Genomic DNA, 18,029 nt, shown 5'->3' with positions numbered 1-18,029 from the left:
CACGCGGGAGAGGGAACCGGATGGGACGTTCACGATAAATGTCCCTCGACTTGCGAATACACCGATTCAAGCGCGGCAGGCAGTGCCGACGCATCGGTACCGCCGGCCTGCGCCATGTCGGGCCGACCGCCGCCCTTGCCGCCCACTTGCGCGGCGACGGCCTTGATGATGTCGCCGGCCTTGATGCGTCCAACCAAATCCTGCGTGACCCCGGCAATCAGACTGACCTTGTCGCCGTCGGCGGCGCCGAGCACGACGATGCCGCTGCCGAGCTTGTTCTTGAGTTGATCCTGCAAATCGCGCAGGTCGTTGCCGGACACGCCATCCACCTGGGCGGCGAGCACTTTCACGCCCTTGATGTCACGCGCCTGGCTTAGCAGATCACCGCTGGCAGCCCCGGCCAGCTTGCCCTTGAGCGCGGCGACTTCCTTCTCCAGCGCCTTGGCACGCTCCAGTTGGGCATCGAGCTTTTCGACCAGCTCTTCGCGCGAGCCGCGCAGGCGGTCCGCGGCGGTTTTCAGGGTGAATTCCAGCCCGCGCAAATAGCCCAGCGCATTCTCGCCGGTGATGGCCTCGACGCGGCGGATACCCGAGGCCACGCCGCCCTCGGAGACGATCTTGAACAGTCCGATGTCGCCGGTGCGGGTCACGTGCGTGCCGCCGCACAACTCGGTGCTGTAGTCGCCCATGCTCAGCACCCGCACTTCATCGCCGTATTTCTCGCCGAACAGCGCCATGGCGCCGCTGGCGATGGCGTCGTCAAAGGCCATCAACTCGGCCTGCACCGGCACGTTGGCGAGGATGCCGCGGTTGACGCGGTTCTCGATCTCCACCAGCTCATCTGCGGTCACCGGCTGCGGGTGCGAGAAATCGAAGCGGGTCTTGTCGGCATCGACCAGAGAGCCTTTCTGCGCCACATGGTCGCCCAGCACGTCGCGCAGCGCGCGGTGCAGCAAATGGGTGGCGGAGTGATTGCGCATGGATGCGCGGCGCACGCTTTCGGTGACTTCTGCGATCACCGCATCGCCGACGCTGAGCACGCCCTCGGCCAGACGGCCGTGGTGGCCGAAAACGCTGCCCTTGATCTTGAGGGTGTCTTCAACGATGAAGCCGTGAGGCGTGAGGCGTGAGGCGTGAGGCGTGATATGGCCCACATCGCCCACCTGCCCGCCCGACTCGGCGTAGAACGGCGTGCTGTCGAGAACGACAACGCCTGCTTCACCGGCCTGCAACGCGTCAACCGGCTGCCCCTCACGGAACAGCCCCACCACGGTGGCCTCGGCCTTGAGGCGGTCGTAGCCGACAAAACAGGTGGCCGCGCCGTCATAGCTGAGCTTGGCGTCGGCCTTGAAGCCACTCGCCGCCCGCGCCCGGTTGCGCTGCGCGGTCATCTCGCGCTCGTAGCCGTCCACGTCCAGCGTCAGGCCGCGTTCGCGGGCGATATCGGCGGTGAGATCCAGCGGGAAGCCGTAGGTGTCGTAGAGCTTGAATACGTCACGCCCGTCCACAGTCCCTGAAACTTCACTTCTATTCTGAAGTCGAGCGTTGAAAATAGCATGGGCCCGACTCAACGCTCCTTCAACCCGGCTGAGCACATCTTGGCCTAGGGCATCCCCGAGCACTCGATAGTGAATTTGTTGCGGAGCTGGTTGCAGACTCGAATTTTCAAGCAGCTCCGCGAGGTCAACTTCAACCTGAAACTCCGAAAAATTTACCGGGGCTTGGACTACGACGATTTGCTCACAACCAGCATTTGTATCGACGTAACCCTCCAAAAAATACTCACTTGCCCTAGGGCCTGGTGCTCGAACTAAGCCACCAACGCTTCTAGCGATCTGGTAGAACAGTCGGTATCGCACATCAGTTGCGAGATCGACGAATTTCATACCCTTGTCGAGCGTTGTGGCAAACGCGTCTTCCTCGGCGCGGATGGTTTTTTCCAGCCACGCACGCTTGTCGACCAACTCGGGATAGCCCTGCCCCATCGCGCGGCCCAGTGGCTCGACCAACTTGTAGAAGAAGGCGTCGTTCAGGCCCAGCTTGTAGCCGTGGCGAATGGCGCGGCGCATGATCCGTCGCAGCACGTAGCCTCGGCCTTCGTTGCCCGGCAGCACGCCATCAAGCATCAGGAAACTGGCGGCACGAATGTGATCGGCAATCACTTTCTGCGAGGCGCTGTCGTACGGCTTTTGGCCTGCGAGTCGAGCGATCGCTTCAATCAGGATACGGAAGCTGTCGATCTGGTAATTGTCATTCGTGCCCTGCATCAGCGCGGTGATCCGCTCCAGGCCCATGCCGGTGTCGACGCTGGGCGCCGGCAGCGGCGTCATGCGGCCGTCGGCGTGGCGCTCGAACTGCATGAACACCACGTTCCAGATTTCAATCCAGCGATCGCCGTCTTCATCCGGCGAGCCCGGCGGGCCACCGGGAATGTGGGCGCCGTGGTCATAGAAGATTTCGGTGCAGGGCCCGCAGGGACCGGTGTCGCCCATGGTCCAGAAATTATCGCTGGCGTACTCGGCGCCTTTGTTGTCACCGATGCGCACGATACGTTCGACCGGCACACCGACGACATCTTTCCACAGCGCGTAAGCCTCTTCGTCGGTGTGGTAAATCGTCACCAGCAGGCGCGTGGGGTCGATACCCAGCCAGTCTTTGGAGGTGATGAACTCCCAGGCCCAGGGAATGGCGTCCTGCTTGAAATAGTCGCCAAAGCTGAAATTGCCCAGCATCTCGAAAAACGTGTGGTGTCGCGCGGTGTAGCCAACGTTTTCCAGATCGTTGTGCTTGCCGCCGGCACGCACGCACTTTTGGCTGCTGGCGGCGCGCGTGTAGGGGCGCTGCTCGGTGCCGGTGAACACGTCTTTGAAGGGCACCATGCCGGCGTTGGTGAACAGCAGCGTCGGGTCATTGCCGGGCACCAGCGGCGCCGATGGCACCACCGTGTGTTGCTTGGATTCGAAGAACGCCAGAAACCTGGCGCGGACCTCGTTGCTGTTCATGCGGGCAGCCGCGAAAAAAGGTGCGGTAGTTTAAGGAGGCGCCGACCAAACCGCACGTTAGACACGATCTCCGAACTCCTCGAAAACTGGATTGCGGTCTGAATCGATTACAGCGGGGGGGGTTACAAAATTTTCACCGCTCATCCTGAGGGTTCAGTTGGCCGGGACTGCCCCCGGCGGGGCAGTTACTTTCTTTTGCAGAAAAGAAAGTAACCAAAGAAACCTGCCCGCTGCCGAGCCCCGCTACGCGGGGTGCCCTGTGCTTCTCGCAGGTGCGGGGCCTCGCGCAAACTCGCTACGCTCAAACAAGCGCGAGTCTGATCCCGCCCCTGCTGCGATGCTCGGCACGGCAGAACGGGGGAACAGCGAGAAGCCAAAGCAACAGCGGCGCGTTGCTTCTGCGTTTGATTTTGACTTACCCCCGTCGGCTCCGGCCGAGCATCGCAGCAAGCGGCGAAAAGGCGGGCGCTTGTCTGAGCGTAGCGAGTTTGCGCCCGCCCGCCGATTGCGAGAAGCGCAGGGGACTTTGGGCGTAAGCCCAAAGCCGGAACGCTGGGCGCCCTCTTTTGCTTACTTTTCTGGGCGACAGAAAAGTAAGTGCCCCGCCGGGGGCAGTCCCGGCCAACTGAAACCTCAAAAAGAGCAGTGAGGGCGTTGCAACCCACCCAAACCCAACCGCGGCCGCCGACCTAATCCTCGTCCGGCGATCGCTGCGCCGCCCGCGCATGCTCACCCGTGAACCCACGTTGCGCCAGGGTCCTTCGCGCTTTCAGACGGGTGGCGGCATCAGCCGCATCGGCGAGGCCCTTGCGCGCCAGCAGATCGCGCGCCCGGTCGGCCCAATCGATGTCGAGTTCATCCATGACTCGCGCCACCTCATCGCGTGCAACGCCGGCCTGGCCCAACTCGGCACGAATCCAGTTGGGGCCATAGCCCTGCTGCGCGCGATGGGCCACCAACCGCTCGGCATAACGCTCGTCCGACTGGTAGCCGCGCTCGGCCATCAACTCGACGGTGGCTTCCGCCAGTTCGCGACTGGCGCCGCGTGCCGTGAGTTTTTGCTTCAGCTCCCGCTGGCCGTGCTCGCGCCGTGCCAGCAAACCCAGCGCCTTCTCCCGGGCCTCTCCGGGTTCCAGCGGCTTGGTCGGACGCCGTTGCACGGCGACGCGTTACTCCGAAGCCTCTTCGGCGGCAACAGCCGCGGTGTCGGACTTACGCTTGCGGCCGGGCACCAGCAGGTCGCGCAGGGTCTTCTCCAAGGTCGCGGCGATCTCGGGATTTTCCTTGAGGAAGTTGCGGGCGTTTTCTTTGCCCTGCCCGATCTTTTCGCCGTTGTAGGCGTACCAGGAGCCGGACTTTTCGACCAGCTTGTTGGCCACACCAAGGTCGATGAGTTCGCCTTCGCGGGAGATGCCCTCGCCGTACATGATTTCGAACACCACCTGCTTGAACGGCGGCGCCAACTTGTTCTTCACCACTTTCACACGGGTTTCGTTGCCCACCACCTCGTCACCCTTGCGGATGGCGCCGATGCGGCGAATGTCAAGGCGCTGGCTGGCGTAGAACTTGAGTGCGTTGCCGCCGGTGGTGGTTTCCGGACTCTGGCCGGGCATCATCACGCCGATCTTCATGCGCAGCTGGTTGATGAAGATGATGGTCGTCTTGGAGCGGTTGATGCTGCCGGTGAGCTTGCGCAGCGCCTGGCTCATGAGGCGGGCCTGCACGCCTACCGAGGCATCACCCATGTCGCCTTCCAACTCGGACTTGGGCACCAGCGCGGCGACCGAGTCGACCACCACCACATCGATGGAGTTGGAACGCACCAGCATGTCGGCAATTTCCAGCGCCTGCTCACCGGTGTCCGGCTGGCTGATCAGCAGGTCGGGAATGTTCACGCCCAGGTTCTCGGCGTAGTTGATGTCGAGCGCGTGCTCGGCGTCGATATAGGCCGCCACACCGCCCGCTTTCTGCGCCTGCGCCGCCACGTGCAGGGCGAAGGTGGTTTTGCCAGAGGACTCCGGCCCGTAGATTTCCACCACCCGGCCACGCGGCACGCCACCGATGCCGAGGGCGGCATCGAGGGTGATCGAGCCGGTGGAAATCACGTCGATATCGGGACGTTCATCCACACCCATCCGCATGATCGCGCCCTTGCCGAACTGGCGTTCGATTTGAGCGAGTGCGGCTTCAAGGGCTTTTTTGCGGTTGTCGTCCATTGCGTGTGTCCGGTTTGAAACAGGGGTGACCGCGAATTATCCCACACCCACCTGTCGAACCAACCCGTGTAGCGCCCGCTCGACGGTTTGCAGGCGCACCGATGCCCGGTCGCCATTGAACAGGCAGTGCGCCGCATCGACGCTGCCGTCCGGGCCCGCCCAGGCAATCCACACCGTACCCACCGGCTTGTCCGGCGTGCCGCCGCCCGGCCCGGCAACGCCGGTCACGGCCACCGTCCAGTGCACTCCTGCGCGTTGCCTGAGCCCTGCCGCCATGGCCCTGGCCACCTCGCCACTGACCGCGCCATGCGCGGCGATCAGCGCTTCGGGCACGCCCAGCAACTCGGTTTTGGCGCGGTTGGAATAGCTGACCACGCCCCGGTCAAACCAGCCGGAGGCGCCGGGAATGTCGGTGATCTGCGCGGCAATCAGACCGCCGGTGCAGGACTCGGCAACGGCCAGCCATTGGCTGCGCTGTTGTAGTCGATGGCCCAACTCAATCAGGGATTGATGGTTCATTTATTGAGACTCGGTGTATTCCCAGCCGCCGCAGCCGGGAGGGGGTGGCGCCCAATGAGGGCGAGGGGCGCAGCGGCTTGGCGCATCAATAGTGCGCTCCCCGTGCAATCTGCTCGCGCGCCATCTGGTCGGCCACCACCGCCGGTGACACGCCCTGCTGTGCGGCGCGCTGCAACACCTGGTTCAAGGTCACCCCAATCCGGTCCAGGTGCGCGGTGGCCGCCGCCGTGTCGTAGCCGATGCGCTGATGGTGAATGTCGATGATGCCGCCGGCACTGACCACGTAATCCGGCGCAAAGGTGATGCCGCGCGCCAGCAGGCGGTTGGCATCGTCGGGGGTCGCCAGTTGGTTGTTGGCCGCGCCGCACACCAGCTTGCATTGCAGCGCGGGAATGGTTGTCACGTTCAGCACGGCACCCAGCGCGTTGGGCGACAGGATGTCCACCGGGGCGGCGTGGATCGCGTCAACATTCACCGCCTGCGCATCAAAGCGCCGCACGGCTTCGTCCACCCGCGCAGGCCGGGTGTCGGTCACGGCGAGCCGCGCGCCCTCGTCATGCAACCGTTGGCAGAGCCGCATGCCAACGCTGCCAAGGCCCTGCACCGCGACGCGTACGTTGCGCAGATCGGCCTGCCCGGTCAGTCGCTGCCAGGCGGCGCGCATCGCCACCCAGGTGCCATAGGCGGTGGCTGGGGACGGGTCGCCGGTACGGCCATCTGCCGTGACGCCGCCCGGCGTCCAGCCGGTCACGTAGGGCGTGAAAGCCGCCATGCGCTGCATGTCGGCCACGGTAGTGCCGGAGTCTTCAGCAATCAGATAGCGACCCTCCAGGCGTTGTACGAAGCGACCCATGGCGTCGATCAGCGCGTCGGTTTTGTCGTGATGTGGATCACCCCAGATCACGCTTTTGCCGCCACCCTGCGGCAGCTCGGCGAGCGCGGCCTTGTAGCTCATGCCGCGCGACAGGCGCAGCACGTCGGTGAGTGCCGCGGCGGCATCGGCGTAATCGACCATGCGGCAGCCGCCAAGTGCCGGACCCAGCGCAGTGCTGTGCACGGCAATGATCGCGCGAAGACCGGACGCCGCGTCGTGGTGGAACACGATTTCCTCGTGGGCATCGAATTCGGGGTGATCAAACATGGGCGCGGGGCCCGGACATACGCTTCGCCATCGTCAACAGCCAGCCTTTGGTTGGGATGCTGGAGTGTAGCGGCGACCGGCCGGCGACTCGCTGGGCGATAATGCGCGCCCGATTCAGAACCACATTCCGGAGATTATTGCCATGAGCACCGCCGACGACATCGTCATCCTCAGCGCCGTTCGCACCCCCATGGGCGCATTGCTGGGCAGCTTCTCGGCACTCAGCGCCAGCGACCTGGGCGCGGTGGCGATCAAGGCCGCCGTTGAGCGCGCCGGCCTCAAACCCGAGCAGATCAACGACGTGATCATGGGCAACGTGCTCGGCGCCGGGCAAGGCCAGGCGCCAGCCCGCCAGGCCAGCCGCAAGGCCGGGCTGCCCGACAACGTGACCGCGCTGACCATCAACAAGATGTGCGGCTCGGGTCTTAAGGCAGTGATGCTGGCCCATGACGCACTGCGCGCCGGCAGCATCGACGTGGCGGTGGCCGGCGGCATGGAGAGCATGACCAACGCCCCGCATCTGATTCGCGCGCGCGGCGGCATGAAGTACGGCCACGGCGAACTGCTGGACCACATGGCCATCGACGGCCTCGAAGACGCCTACCAGACGCGCACGCCGATGGGCGTATTCGCCGAAGACGCGGTGCAGCGCTACGGCTTTTCGCGCGAAGACCAGGACGTGTTCGCCATCGAATCGCTGCGCCGCGCCAAGCACGCCGGTGACAGCGGCATTTTCGACGCCGAGATCGTGCCGGTGGAGGTGAAAACCCGTAAGGGCGTCGAGGCCGTAAAGCTCGATGAAGGCCCGCAACGCGCCATGCCGGACAAGATTCCCTCGCTGAAGCCAGCGTTCAAGAAAGACGGCACGGTCACCGCCGCCAATGCCAGCTCGATCAACGACGGCGCCTCGGCGCTGGTCATCACCCGGGCCTCAAAAGCTGCTGAACTGGGCGCCACGCCGCTGGCACGTATCGTCGCCCACGCCGGGCACGCACGGTTGCCGGCCGAATTCACGATTGCCCCGGTCGATGCCATGAAAAAAGTGCTCGACAAGGCCGGCTGGACCAAAGACGACGTGGACCTGTGGGAAATCAACGAGGCCTTTGCCGTCGTCACCCTCGCCGCGATCAAGGAACACGGACTGGATCCTGCCAAGGTCAACGTCAACGGCGGCGCCTGCGCGCTGGGCCATCCCATTGGCGCGTCGGGCGCGCGCATTCTCACCACTTTGATTCACGCGCTGCGCGCCGGGGGCGGCAGCAAAGGCGTGGCGACCCTGTGCATCGGCGGCGGCGAAGCCGTGGCGCTGGCCATCGAATTGATGTGACGGCCTGCGGGCGTGGCCGCCATCCCGGCCGCGCCCTCACCCCGCCTTGCGGAAGGTCAGGTTGATGCGCTGACGGCCCAGCAGCGGGTGTGGCGAGTCCTTGAGCGGCAGCACGCCGTGGTAGCGCAGCCGGTCCGGGCCACCCCAGACCATCACGTCACCGTGGTGCAAGGGCAGTCGGGTGGTCTTGCCGCCGCGCTCCATGCCGCCGAACAAGAAGGTCGCGCTCATGCCCAGCGAGACCGAGACGATGGGCTGGCTGAAATCGCGCTCGTTGCGGTCCTGGTGCAGGGTCATCCGCGCGCCGGGCACATAGCGGTTGATCAGGCAGGCGTCGGGCTCGAAGTCGGTGAATCCGGCCTGCGCGGCGGCGGCGGTCGCGAGGCGCTGAAACACGGCGGGCATGGCCGGCCAGGGGCGCCCGGTGTCGGGGTCGTGCGACACATAGCGATAACCGCTGCGGTCTGACATCCAGCCGAGCGCGCCGCAACTGCTCACCGCGACCGACATCGTGAAGCCCCCCGGCGTGACCAGATGCCGAAACGCGGAGACCGCTTCCAGACCCTGCAGGGACTCCAGCAGATCGGTCATGACGGGCGCGGCAAAGCCGCGCAGCAGCGCCGCGCCGGCACCCAGTATTTCGGGTTGGTCGGCGACGGCAAGGCTCAGGGACAGTTGCTGGCTGGTGGCGCTCACGCCGTGGCCTCACGCGCCAGCAGTTCACGCTTGCGCTCAACGCCCCAGCGATAGCCTGACAGGCCGCCGTCGCTGCGCACCACGCGGTGGCAGGGAATGGCGACCGCCAGCGCGTTGGCGCCGCAGGCCTGCGCCACCGCGCGCATCGAGGTGGGCGCGCCGATGCGTCGCGCCACGTCGCCGTAGCTGGCCGTCTCGCCCGCCGGAATGTCGCGCAGTGCCTGCCAGACGCGCTGCTGGAAGGCGGTGCCGCGCACGTCCAGCGGCAAGTCCAAGGCCCGCCGACCCGGCGCTTCGATCAGGCCCACGACCTGCGCGACCAAGGTCTCGAACGCGGCGTCGCCGCCGATCAAGGTGGCCTTGGGAAATCGATCCTGCAGGTCGCGCAGCAGCGCGTCAGGGTCATCCCCAAGCAAGATGGCGCAGAACCCGACCGGGCTGCTGGCCACCAGCACCGCACCGAGCGAGCACTGCCCCACCGCGAAGCGGATCTCGCGGTCGGCGCCGCCCTCCCGAAAATGCGTGGGGCTCATGCCCAGTAGTTGATCAGCGTTCTCGTAGAAGCGGCTGCTGGAACCAAAGCCGGCGTCAAAAATCGCGTCGGTCACCGTGTTGCCGCGCTGCAGACTGGCGCGCACCCGCTGGCTGCGATGGGCGACCGCGTACTGTCGCGGGGTCAGGCCGGTGGCGGCCTTGAAGACCCGCTGAAAGTAGAAGGCGCTGAGCCCGACTTTGGCGGCCAGCACGTCCAGGGTTGGCACCTGCTCATCCTGCTCGATGAGCCGGCAGGCCAGGGTGACGCGCGCGCTGTGATCGACCGCATGCGATGTCTGGTCAGGCTTGCAGCGCTTGCAGGCACGAAACCCGGCCTGCTCCGCCTCGGCAATCGATGCGTGAAACACCACATTCTCCGGCCGCGCCGGACGCGCCGCACAAGACGGGCGGCAGTACACGCCGGTGGTGCGCACCGAATAATAGAACTGACCATCGGCCATGCGATCACGGGCCTGAACCTGCTGCCAACGGGGATCGCGAAGCGCTGCTTCAGCGCGCTTCAAATTCAGTTGCTGGGACGATGTCATGGGCTGTCCTTCACGGTTGAGGAGTCTGCCGCCATTGTTCTCGGCACCACAAGGCGCCGCACCCCGAATCTTGCGCTGCAATTCGGCCGTATCGCGGGCGCTGCCACCCAAAACAAAAAACCCCGCATTGCGGGGCTTTTTGTTCCGAACCGCTCTGGACCGATTCGGATATTGGCTGGGAGACTAGGACTCGAACCTAGATAAACAGTGTCAGAGACTGCTGTCCTACCATTAGACGATCTCCCAAACGTTGGGCCGAAACCCAGCGTAAAAGATCGCGGATGACAGGGCCGGGAACAACCGCACCTGCCACCCGCTTCGCCGTTAGCGCTTGCTGTATTGCGTGGCGCGGCGGGCTTTGTGCAAACCGACTTTCTTACGTTCAACTTCGCGGGCGTCGCGGGTCACGTAACCGGCCTCGCGCAGCTGCGGACGTAGGCTTTCGTCATAGGCCATCAATGCACGGGTGAGGCCGTGACGGATCGCGCCGGCCTGGCCGGTGGGGCCGCCGCCGGCAACGGTGATCTTGATGTCGAAGCGGGTCAACGCGTCGATCAGTTCGAGCGGCGAGCGCACCATCATGCGTGAGGTTTCGCGGCCAAAATACTCTTCAACGGTCTTGCCGTTGACACTGATCTCGCCGCTACCCGGCTTGATGAACACGCGAGCGGTGGCGGTCTTGCGACGGCCGGTGCCGTATTTCTGTTCAGCTGAAGCTTTCTTGATAACCATGGTTCGGGGGCCTTAAAGCGTGAGGGTCTTGGGCTGCTGGGCGGTGTGCGGGTGGTCGGCACCGGCATACACCTTCAGCTTGCGGAACTGGGCAAAGCCCAGCGGGCCGCGGGGCAACATGCCCTTGACCGCCTTTTCGATCACCCGCTCGGGATGCTTGGCAAGCAGCTCGCCCAGCGTCTGCGACTTCAGACCGCCCACATACCCGGTGTACCGGTAATAGATCTTGTCGTTGACCTTGTTTCCGGTGGTGCGCACCTTGTCTGCGTTGATAACGACGATGTAATCACCGTTATCCGCGTTGGGGGTGTACTCGGGCTTGTGCTTGCCGCGCAGGCGCTTGGCCACTTCGCTGGCGAGCCGACCCAGTGTTTGACCGTCCGCGTCCAGAATGTACCAGTCACGCTGCGCGTTCTGGTTGTTAATAAAGACCGTCTTCATCTTGTCCCCGTGGGGTTATGGTTGTTCAGTTCGCCCAGAAGACGAACCTCGAAAAAGGGTGAGGATACTACGGCGCGGCGCTTCGCGATGCAAGTTGTCAGCATGAATGCCGACCTACACCCGCGCACCTGTAGGTCGGCATTCATGCCGACAGCGAACCCTGGCGTCGGGTTGAAACCCGACCCACAGCCCGACCGCGCACCGGGGCAGTCCAGGGCTGTTAACCGCCGAAGCTGATGCGGGCCTGTAGGTTGGCGCTGGAATCGGCATTGGCCAGGGCTTCTTCAACGCTGATACGGCCGCTGTGCTGCAGCTCGAACAAGGCGTCGTCGAAGCTCTGCATGCCGCTGTCGCTGGATTGCGCCATGGCTTCGCGGATCTCGCTGATTCGCCGGTTAAGGATCAGCTCCTGGATAAACGGCGTGTTGACCAGCACTTCGACCGCCACCACCCGCTTGCCGTCGGCGCCGCGCACCAGCCGCTGGCTGACGATGGCGCGAAGGGTCATGGCCAGGTCCATGTACAACTGGTCACGGTTCTCACTCGGGTAAAGGTTCACGATGCGCTGCAGAGCCTGATAGGCGTTGTTGGCATGCAGGGTCGACAGGGCCAAATGACCCGTGTTGGCGAGTTGCAGCGTGGCGTCCATGGTTTCACGGGTGCGGATCTCGCCGATCAAGATCACGTCGGGCGCCTCGCGCATCGCACTTTTCAGCGCGCGCTCGTAGCTTTCGGTGTCGGTGCCGACTTCGCGCTGGTTGACGATGCTGCGCTGGTTGGGGTGGACGAACTCAATGGGGTCTTCGATGGTGAGGATGTGACCCGCCATGTTGGCGTTGCGGTGACCGATCATCGCCGCCAGCGTGGTGGATTTGCCCGAACCGGTGGCGCCGACCAGGAGAATCATGCCGCGCTTGGCCAGCGCCAGCGTCTTGAGCACTGGCGGCAGGCCCAGCGCGTCGACGGCGGGAATCTGCCCTTCCACGCGGCGCAGCACCATGCCCAGCGAGTTGCGCTGGGTGAAGACATTGACGCGGAAGCGGCCCAAGCCACCGGCCTGGGTGGCGAAGTCCAGCTCAAGGTCGCCTTCGAGAACCGCCTGCTGCTCGGGCGTGAGGATACTTTCGACCAGCTCACGCAAGCCTTCACCGGTCATCCGCGTCTTGCCAATGGCGGCAAATTCGCCCTCGATCTTCATCATCACCGGCGCGTCAGCCGAGAAGAACAGATCAGAGGCGCGGTGTTCAACCGCCAGCCGCAGGTACGGCAATATCTTGATCATGGGCGCGAGCGCCCCGGCACCTGTGTGGCCCGCTCTTCTTCGCGCATGGTCAGGCTGTTGACGCCGGCATCCTCAAGCAGATTCTGCCGCTGCCGCGTCGAGTTGAGCTTGACGTTCAACCGCAGCTCGTTCTGGCTGTCAGCATTGCGCACCGCCTCTTCGTAGCTGATCTCACCCGTCTCGAACAGCTCGAACAGCGCCTGATCAAACGTGATCATGCCCTGCTCGCGCGAGCGTCCCATCACCGCTTTCAGTTCGTGGATTTCGCCCTTGAAGATCAGGTCGGCAATCAGCGGTGAGTTCAGCATGATCTCGATGGCCGCCGAGCGCCCGCCCGCTTCGCGCCGCACCAGGCGCTGCGAAATGATCGCGCGCAGGTTGAACGACAGGTCCATCAGCAGTTGCGAGCGCTTCTCTTCCGGGAAGAAGTTGATCACCCGGTCCATCGCCTGGTTGGCGCTGTTGGCATGCAGGGTCGACAGCACCAAGTGCCCGGTCTCGGCGAAATTGATGGCGTATTCCATGGTCTCGCGGGTGCGGATTTCGCCAATCAAAATCACGTCCGGCGCCTGGCGCAGGGTGTTCTTAAGCGCCGCATCCCAACTGAGGGTGTCGGCACCGACTTCACGCTGCGTCACCACACAACCGCCGTGCGGATGCACGTATTCCACCGGGTCTTCAATGGTGACGATGTGGCCGCGTGACTCGGCATTGCGATGGCCGAGCATGGCGGCCAGCGAGGTCGACTTGCCCGAGCCCGTGCCGCCCACCATCAGCACCAGGCCGCGCTGCGACATGACGATGTCCTTGAGCTGCTTCGGCAGTTTGAGTTGCTCAAAGGTCGGGATATCGGTCTGGATCGTGCGCAGCACGCCGCCCACCCGGCCCTGCTGGACGAAGGCGTTGACGCGAAAGCGCCCCAGCCCCGGCGGCGAAATGGCGAAGTTGCACTCGTTGGTGGATTCGAATTCCTTGGTCTGCCGGTCGTTCATCAGGCCGCGCAGCAGCATCGCTGAGGCGTCGGCCGGCAGCGGCTTGTCGCTCACCGGCGTCATCTGGCCGTTGAGCTTGATCGCGGGCGGGTACCCGGCCGTGATGAACAGGTCGGAACCCCCTTTCTCGTTCATCAGGGCCAGCAGTTGCTGCATCAGACGGATCGCCTGGTCACGTTCCATTTCTGGGATTCCCGGGTTCAGATATCGAGGGGTTTGTTCGACTTGCGCCGCGCTTCTTCGGCGCTGACCAGCCCGCGCTTCACCAGGTCACGCAGGCACTGCTCTAAGGTCTGCGAGCCGTCCTTCTGGCCGGTCTGGATGGCCGAGTACATTTGCGCAATCTTGTTTTCGCGGATCAGGTTTCGAATGGCCGGTGTGGCAATCATGATCTCGTGCGCAGCGATGCGGCCGCCGCCCTTCTTCTTCAGCAGGCTTTGCGAGATCACCGCGCGCAGACCTTCCGAGAGCATGGTGCGCACCATGTCTTTTTCGGCGCCGGGGAACACGTCGACGATGCGATCCACGGTCTTGGCCGCCGAGCTGGTATGGAGGGTGCCCAGGACCAGGTGCCCGGTTTCGGCGGCTGACAGGGCGAGGCGAATGGTTTCAAGGTCACGCAACTCGCCCACCAGAATGGTGTCGGGGTCTTCGCGCAGCGCCGAGCGCAGCGACTCGGCAAAGCCGTGGGTGTCGCGGTGGACCTCGCGCTGGTTGATCAGACATTTTTTGGGTGGGTGAACGAACTCGATCGGGTCCTCAATGGTGAGAATGTGCCCGTAATCGGTCTCGTTCTTGTGATTCACAATCGCCGCCAAGGTTGTCGACTTGCCCGAGCCGGTCGGGCCGGTGACCAGAATCAACCCACGCGGCAAGTCAGCCAGGTCCTTGAAGATGGGCGGGCATTGCAGGTCTTCCAGACTGAGGATTTTCGACGGGATGGTGCGAAACACCGCCCCGGCGCCGCGCGACTGGTTGAAGGCGTTGACACGAAAGCGCGCGAGGCCGGGAATCTCGAACGAGAAATCGGTTTCAAGATGTTCGTCCCAGGCCTTGCGCTGCCGGTCATTCATGATGTCGTAGACCATGTCGTGGACCTGCTTGTGGTCCAGTGCCGGCAGGTTGATGCGCTTGACGTCGCCATCGACGCGGATCATCGGCTCGACGCCGGCCGACAGGTGCAGGTCTGATGCGCCCTGCTTGACGCCGAATGTCAGTAATTGCGCAATGTCCATGAAGCGCGGGTCCCTTGTTGGTGGAATAATTCGAGCCACGTTAGCCCGCGCCCCTCTCCCCGGCAAGACGCCTTTGGACACCCATCCCCAATTGACTGACATACGGCACCGTATGCACCTCGCCTGCGACCTTGCCGGGCGTGACGCGCGCGCCGTGCAGTTGGTTGCGGTATCAAAAACCCGCAGCACGGACGAGGTGCGCGCACTGGCCGAAACCGGCCAGACCGCGTTCGGTGAAAACTACCTGCAAGAGGCGCTGGGCAAGATGGAGGCGCTGGCCGATTTGCCGCTGCAATGGCATTTCATCGGCCCCCTCCAGTCCAACAAGACCCGCGAAATTGCGGCCCGTTTCGACTGGGTGCACGGTATCGACCGTCTCAAGATCGCGCAGCGCCTCAGCGACCAGCGCCCCGACGACCTGCCGCCGCTGTCGGTGTGCGTGCAGGTGAATGTGTCGGGCGAAGACAGCAAGTCAGGTTGCAACCTTGAGGACCTGCCGGCACTGGCCACCGCTGTCCACGACCTGCCCCGGCTTAAATTGCGCGGCCTGATGGCCATTCCCGCCCCGGTCGCAGATGGCGCCGATCCCGCCGCACCCTTCATCACCCTGCGCGACGCGTTCAACGCGCTGTACGCCAACGGCCTGCCACTCGACACCCTGTCGATGGGCATGTCCGACGATTTCGAAACCGCCATCGCCCATGGCGCCACCCTGGTCCGCATCGGCACTGCGCTGTTCGGCCCCCGCACTCCCAAGACCTCGCCATGACCTCTGCCAAGCAACGCGCCGCTGAAGCCGCGCTCGCCTACCTCAAGCCCGACACCGTGCTCGGGGTCGGCACCGGCTCCACCGTGAATTTCTTCATCGACGCCTTGGCCGCCCATCGGGACCGTATTCCTGGCGCGGTGTCCTCATCCAACGCCAGCACCGAGCGTTTGAAAGCGCTGGGCATTCCGGTGCTGGATCTGAACGATGTGGGCCGCATTTCAATCTACGTCGATGGCGCTGACGAGGCCGACCCTGGCCTGCACCTGATCAAGGGCGGCGGCGCGGCACTGACGCGCGAGAAAATCGTCGCCGCCTGCGCCGACACCTTCGTCTGCATCGCCGATGCCAGCAAACAGGTCAAGGCGCTGGGCCGCTTCCCGCTGCCGGTGGAAGTGATTCCCATGGCCCGGCGCTTTGTGGCCGCCGCCTTGCGCGCGCTCGGCGGTGACCCGCGCTGGCGCGAGGGCGTGGTCACCGACAACGGCAACGACATTCTCGACGTGCACGGGCTGGCGATTACCGATCCGGTGGGGCTGGAAACGCAGATCAACCAGATCACCGGCGTCGTCACCGTCGGGTTGTTTGCGGCGCGCAGGGCAGATGTCTTGCTGATTGGCGGGGAAGATGAAGTCCTGACCCTCACCGCCTGAGCCGCCGCTTGCGATTCCCTCGGGGCCGGGCCGCTGGTCCGCTACAGGTCGACGCTCAAACGTTCACCCTTGGCACGCGAGATGCACAGGCACATCTGGTCATTCGCGGCTTTTTCCGTTTCTGACAGGTAGGCGTCTCGGTGATCGACCTCGCCCTCCACCACTTTGGTGATGCAGGTGCCGCAGGTGCCTTGCATGCAGGCGTAGGCGGGTTCAACGCCGGAGTGCTGCAGCGCATCAAGGATGGACTGGTCGGCCTTGACCTTGATGACCTTGTTCGACTTGACCAGGTGCAAGCTGAACTCGCGATTGGCAACGTTTTCGGCAATGGGCGCCGCAAACGACTCGATACGGATGTTCTGCTCGTTCCAGCCGAGCCCCACCGCTGAGCTGCGCAGCCATTCCATGAAGCCGCCCGGGCCACAGATGTAAATCTGCGCCTCGTCGTCGGGGTTGGCCAGCACCGTTTCCGGCGACAGGCCGCTGCGGCCGTTCTGCCGGTCCAGATGAATGTGCACATGCTTGGCGAGGCGGCTGATGGCGAGCTCGTCCTTGAACGGCACGGCGTCTTCGTTGCGAGCGCAGACGTGCAGTTCGAAGTCACGGTTGAGCCGAATCAGTCGATGCGCCATCGCCAGCATCGGCGTGATGCCGATGCCGCCAGAGATGAGAATGAAGCGCTTGGCGTTCTCGTACAGCATGAAGTTGTTCTTGGGCGGGCCAATCTTGATGACCTGCCCCTCCTTCAGTTCATGCATGGCACGCGAACCCCCGCGGCCGTTGTCTTCCCGCTTGACGGCAATGCGATAGCGGTTGCGGATGTCATCGTGGGCGACCAGCGAGTACTGCCGGATCAGCCCGTCACCGACGTGCACGTTGATGTGCGCGCCTGCCGGCCCTTCGGGCAGCAGGTGGTCGGCACTGGTCGGCTCGAATTCGAAGGAACGCACCCCCTCGGCCACATCCTGGGTGCTGACGACGCGGACTTCGATCGGCGCATTGGGGTCCGGGCTCGGCACATTGAGCATGTGGGGGTTGGCATGCAGCCAGCCGCGCTGGGGCACGTTCTGCTTGCGCAGGATGCCGTTGCCCAGCTCCCACACCTTGCGGTACTTGTACCAGGGCACGTGCGGCAGCAGATGATGAATGTGGTGGTTTTCCTGCCCGAACATCAGGCCGCGCAGTGGCGAGCTTTCATAAATGTGTACGGTTGATTTGAACGGCTCGTTCTCCCAGGTCATGCCGTGCGGGTGCTGGATGTGCGCAAAGGTGTAGGCCACGAGGCCCAGCCCCAGCCGCTGCGGCAGCACGTAGAGCAGCAGGAATTCCGCCCAGTACGGTGAGGCCAGAAAGGCGATGTGGAGCAAGGTGACCGTCGCGATCATCCCGTACACGTACGCCTTGATGCGCGGCGACCAGTGGTCGCGCCCGTGCTTGAAAAACCACGTCAGCCAGTGGATGTCGGTGAACATCAGGTACGAAAGCCCCGCCCATTTGGGCACGTCCACCAGCCCGCTGTCGGGGTCGCGGCCTTCCTGGCCGACATAGCGGTGATGGTCCATGTGAATGGCGCGGAACGCCGGCATGTTCATGCCCGGCAACAGAATCTGACCTGCAGCGGTGCCGAGCAGGTCATTGATGAAATTGTTCGACGACACCGATCGGTGCGACCCGTCATGCATGGGCGTGAAGGCCAGAAAGACGGCCAGCACGTTGAACATCACCGCCAGCCACCAGGGGATCAGGCCGGTCATGTACAGATAGCAGGACAGGATGAAGGTGCCCAGGGCGGCGACCGTGAGCAGGGTCTGCACCAAATCAACCTGACCGAGCGTGTTGACCTGCTTGTAATGCGGGTCATGAATGATCTGGTTCAGAACTTCCCGAACCGTCTGGTTGGTGGTGACAGTCATGGTGATTTTTCTGGGTTGGCGTTTGAGTCGGC

The 18,029-nt window shown here is 64.0% G+C and carries 16 protein-coding genes and 1 tRNA gene; 3 read left to right on the top strand and 14 right to left on the bottom strand.

The window, feature by feature from the left end:
* Positions 1–29: 29 nt before the first annotated feature.
* The 5 genes from alaS to U741_RS0107610 all read right to left on the bottom strand — a co-directional run bounded on the left by alaS (position 30) and on the right by U741_RS0107610 (position 6,878).
* A complete protein-coding gene (gene alaS / locus U741_RS19970) occupies positions 30–3,002 on the bottom strand; it encodes an alanine--tRNA ligase (RefSeq protein ID WP_029889886.1) in 2,973 nt (990 codons plus the stop codon).
* Between the two features lie 689 nt (positions 3,003–3,691).
* The gene (locus U741_RS0107625) at positions 3,692–4,162 is read right to left on the bottom strand and encodes a regulatory protein RecX (protein WP_052378600.1); all 471 of its coding nucleotides are present in this window, start codon (positions 4,160–4,162) and stop codon (positions 3,692–3,694) included.
* A gap of 9 nt (positions 4,163–4,171) precedes the next feature.
* A complete protein-coding gene (gene recA / locus U741_RS0107620; RefSeq protein ID WP_029889884.1) occupies positions 4,172–5,218 on the bottom strand; it encodes a recombinase RecA in 1,047 nt (348 codons plus the stop codon).
* A 36-nt stretch (positions 5,219–5,254) separates the two neighbouring features.
* The gene (locus U741_RS0107615) at positions 5,255–5,737 is read right to left on the bottom strand and encodes a CinA family protein (protein ID WP_029889883.1); all 483 of its coding nucleotides are present in this window, start codon (positions 5,735–5,737) and stop codon (positions 5,255–5,257) included.
* Positions 5,738–5,822: 85 nt separating this feature from the next.
* Positions 5,823–6,878 carry a Glu/Leu/Phe/Val family dehydrogenase gene (locus U741_RS0107610; protein WP_029889882.1) on the bottom strand — a complete coding sequence of 352 codons (1,056 nt, stop codon included), beginning with the start codon at positions 6,876–6,878 and terminating at the stop codon, positions 5,823–5,825.
* Between the two features lie 142 nt (positions 6,879–7,020).
* Here U741_RS0107610 and U741_RS0107605 point away from each other — a divergent pair, with 142 nt between their 5' ends.
* On the top strand, positions 7,021–8,205 hold the full coding sequence (locus U741_RS0107605; RefSeq protein ID WP_029889881.1) for a thiolase family protein: 1,185 nt from the start codon (positions 7,021–7,023) through the stop codon (positions 8,203–8,205).
* Positions 8,206–8,241: 36 nt separating this feature from the next.
* Here the strand turns inward: U741_RS0107605 and alkB are convergent, their stop codons facing one another.
* The 8 genes from alkB to U741_RS0107565 all read right to left on the bottom strand — a co-directional run bounded on the left by alkB (position 8,242) and on the right by U741_RS0107565 (position 14,665).
* Positions 8,242–8,901 (bottom strand): DNA oxidative demethylase AlkB, encoded by a 660-nt coding sequence (alkB, locus tag U741_RS0107600; RefSeq protein ID WP_052378599.1) that lies wholly within the window; start codon positions 8,899–8,901, stop codon positions 8,242–8,244.
* Positions 8,898–9,983: a bifunctional DNA-binding transcriptional regulator/O6-methylguanine-DNA methyltransferase Ada gene (gene ada / locus U741_RS0107595; protein WP_029889879.1), complete on the bottom strand. Its 1,086-nt coding sequence runs from the start codon at positions 9,981–9,983 to the stop codon at positions 8,898–8,900. Before ada ends, alkB begins: the two co-directional genes overlap by 4 nt.
* A 172-nt stretch (positions 9,984–10,155) precedes the next feature.
* Positions 10,156–10,229, bottom strand: a tRNA-Gln gene (locus tag U741_RS0107590).
* A 78-nt stretch (positions 10,230–10,307) separates the two neighbouring features.
* The gene (gene rpsI / locus U741_RS0107585; RefSeq protein WP_029889878.1) at positions 10,308–10,715 is read right to left on the bottom strand and encodes a 30S ribosomal protein S9; all 408 of its coding nucleotides are present in this window, start codon (positions 10,713–10,715) and stop codon (positions 10,308–10,310) included.
* 12 nt (positions 10,716–10,727) lie between these two features.
* Positions 10,728–11,156 (bottom strand): 50S ribosomal protein L13, encoded by a 429-nt coding sequence (gene rplM, locus U741_RS0107580; RefSeq protein ID WP_029889877.1) that lies wholly within the window; start codon positions 11,154–11,156, stop codon positions 10,728–10,730.
* 220 nt (positions 11,157–11,376) lie between these two features.
* Positions 11,377–12,438 carry a PilT/PilU family type 4a pilus ATPase gene (locus tag U741_RS0107575; RefSeq protein ID WP_029889876.1) on the bottom strand — a complete coding sequence of 354 codons (1,062 nt, stop codon included), beginning with the start codon at positions 12,436–12,438 and terminating at the stop codon, positions 11,377–11,379.
* On the bottom strand, positions 12,435–13,613 hold the full coding sequence (locus tag U741_RS0107570; protein ID WP_029889875.1) for a PilT/PilU family type 4a pilus ATPase: 1,179 nt from the start codon (positions 13,611–13,613) through the stop codon (positions 12,435–12,437). The genes U741_RS0107575 and U741_RS0107570 overlap by 4 nt, the downstream gene beginning before the upstream one ends.
* A gap of 17 nt (positions 13,614–13,630) precedes the next feature.
* Positions 13,631–14,665: a type IV pilus twitching motility protein PilT gene (locus U741_RS0107565; RefSeq protein WP_029889874.1), complete on the bottom strand. Its 1,035-nt coding sequence runs from the start codon at positions 14,663–14,665 to the stop codon at positions 13,631–13,633.
* 112 nt (positions 14,666–14,777) lie between these two features.
* Between U741_RS0107565 and U741_RS0107560 the strand changes: the two genes are divergently transcribed.
* Both U741_RS0107560 and rpiA read left to right on the top strand, forming a co-directional pair.
* Positions 14,778–15,434, top strand: a complete 657-nt coding sequence (locus tag U741_RS0107560) for a YggS family pyridoxal phosphate-dependent enzyme (protein WP_052378598.1) — start codon at positions 14,778–14,780, stop codon at positions 15,432–15,434.
* On the top strand, positions 15,431–16,084 hold the full coding sequence (gene rpiA / locus U741_RS0107555; protein ID WP_029889872.1) for a ribose-5-phosphate isomerase RpiA: 654 nt from the start codon (positions 15,431–15,433) through the stop codon (positions 16,082–16,084). Before U741_RS0107560 ends, rpiA begins: the two co-directional genes overlap by 4 nt.
* A 41-nt stretch (positions 16,085–16,125) precedes the next feature.
* Here the strand turns inward: rpiA and U741_RS18320 are convergent, their stop codons facing one another.
* A complete protein-coding gene (locus U741_RS18320; protein WP_052378597.1) occupies positions 16,126–17,997 on the bottom strand; it encodes a fatty acid desaturase in 1,872 nt (623 codons plus the stop codon).
* Between the last annotated feature and the right edge of the window lie 32 nt (positions 17,998–18,029).

Source organism: Polycyclovorans algicola TG408 (genome assembly GCF_000711245.1).
In the GTDB taxonomy this organism is placed as follows: Bacteria; Pseudomonadota; Gammaproteobacteria; order Nevskiales; family Nevskiaceae; genus Polycyclovorans; species Polycyclovorans algicola.
This window is presented reverse-complemented; position numbering and strand designations above follow the sequence as displayed.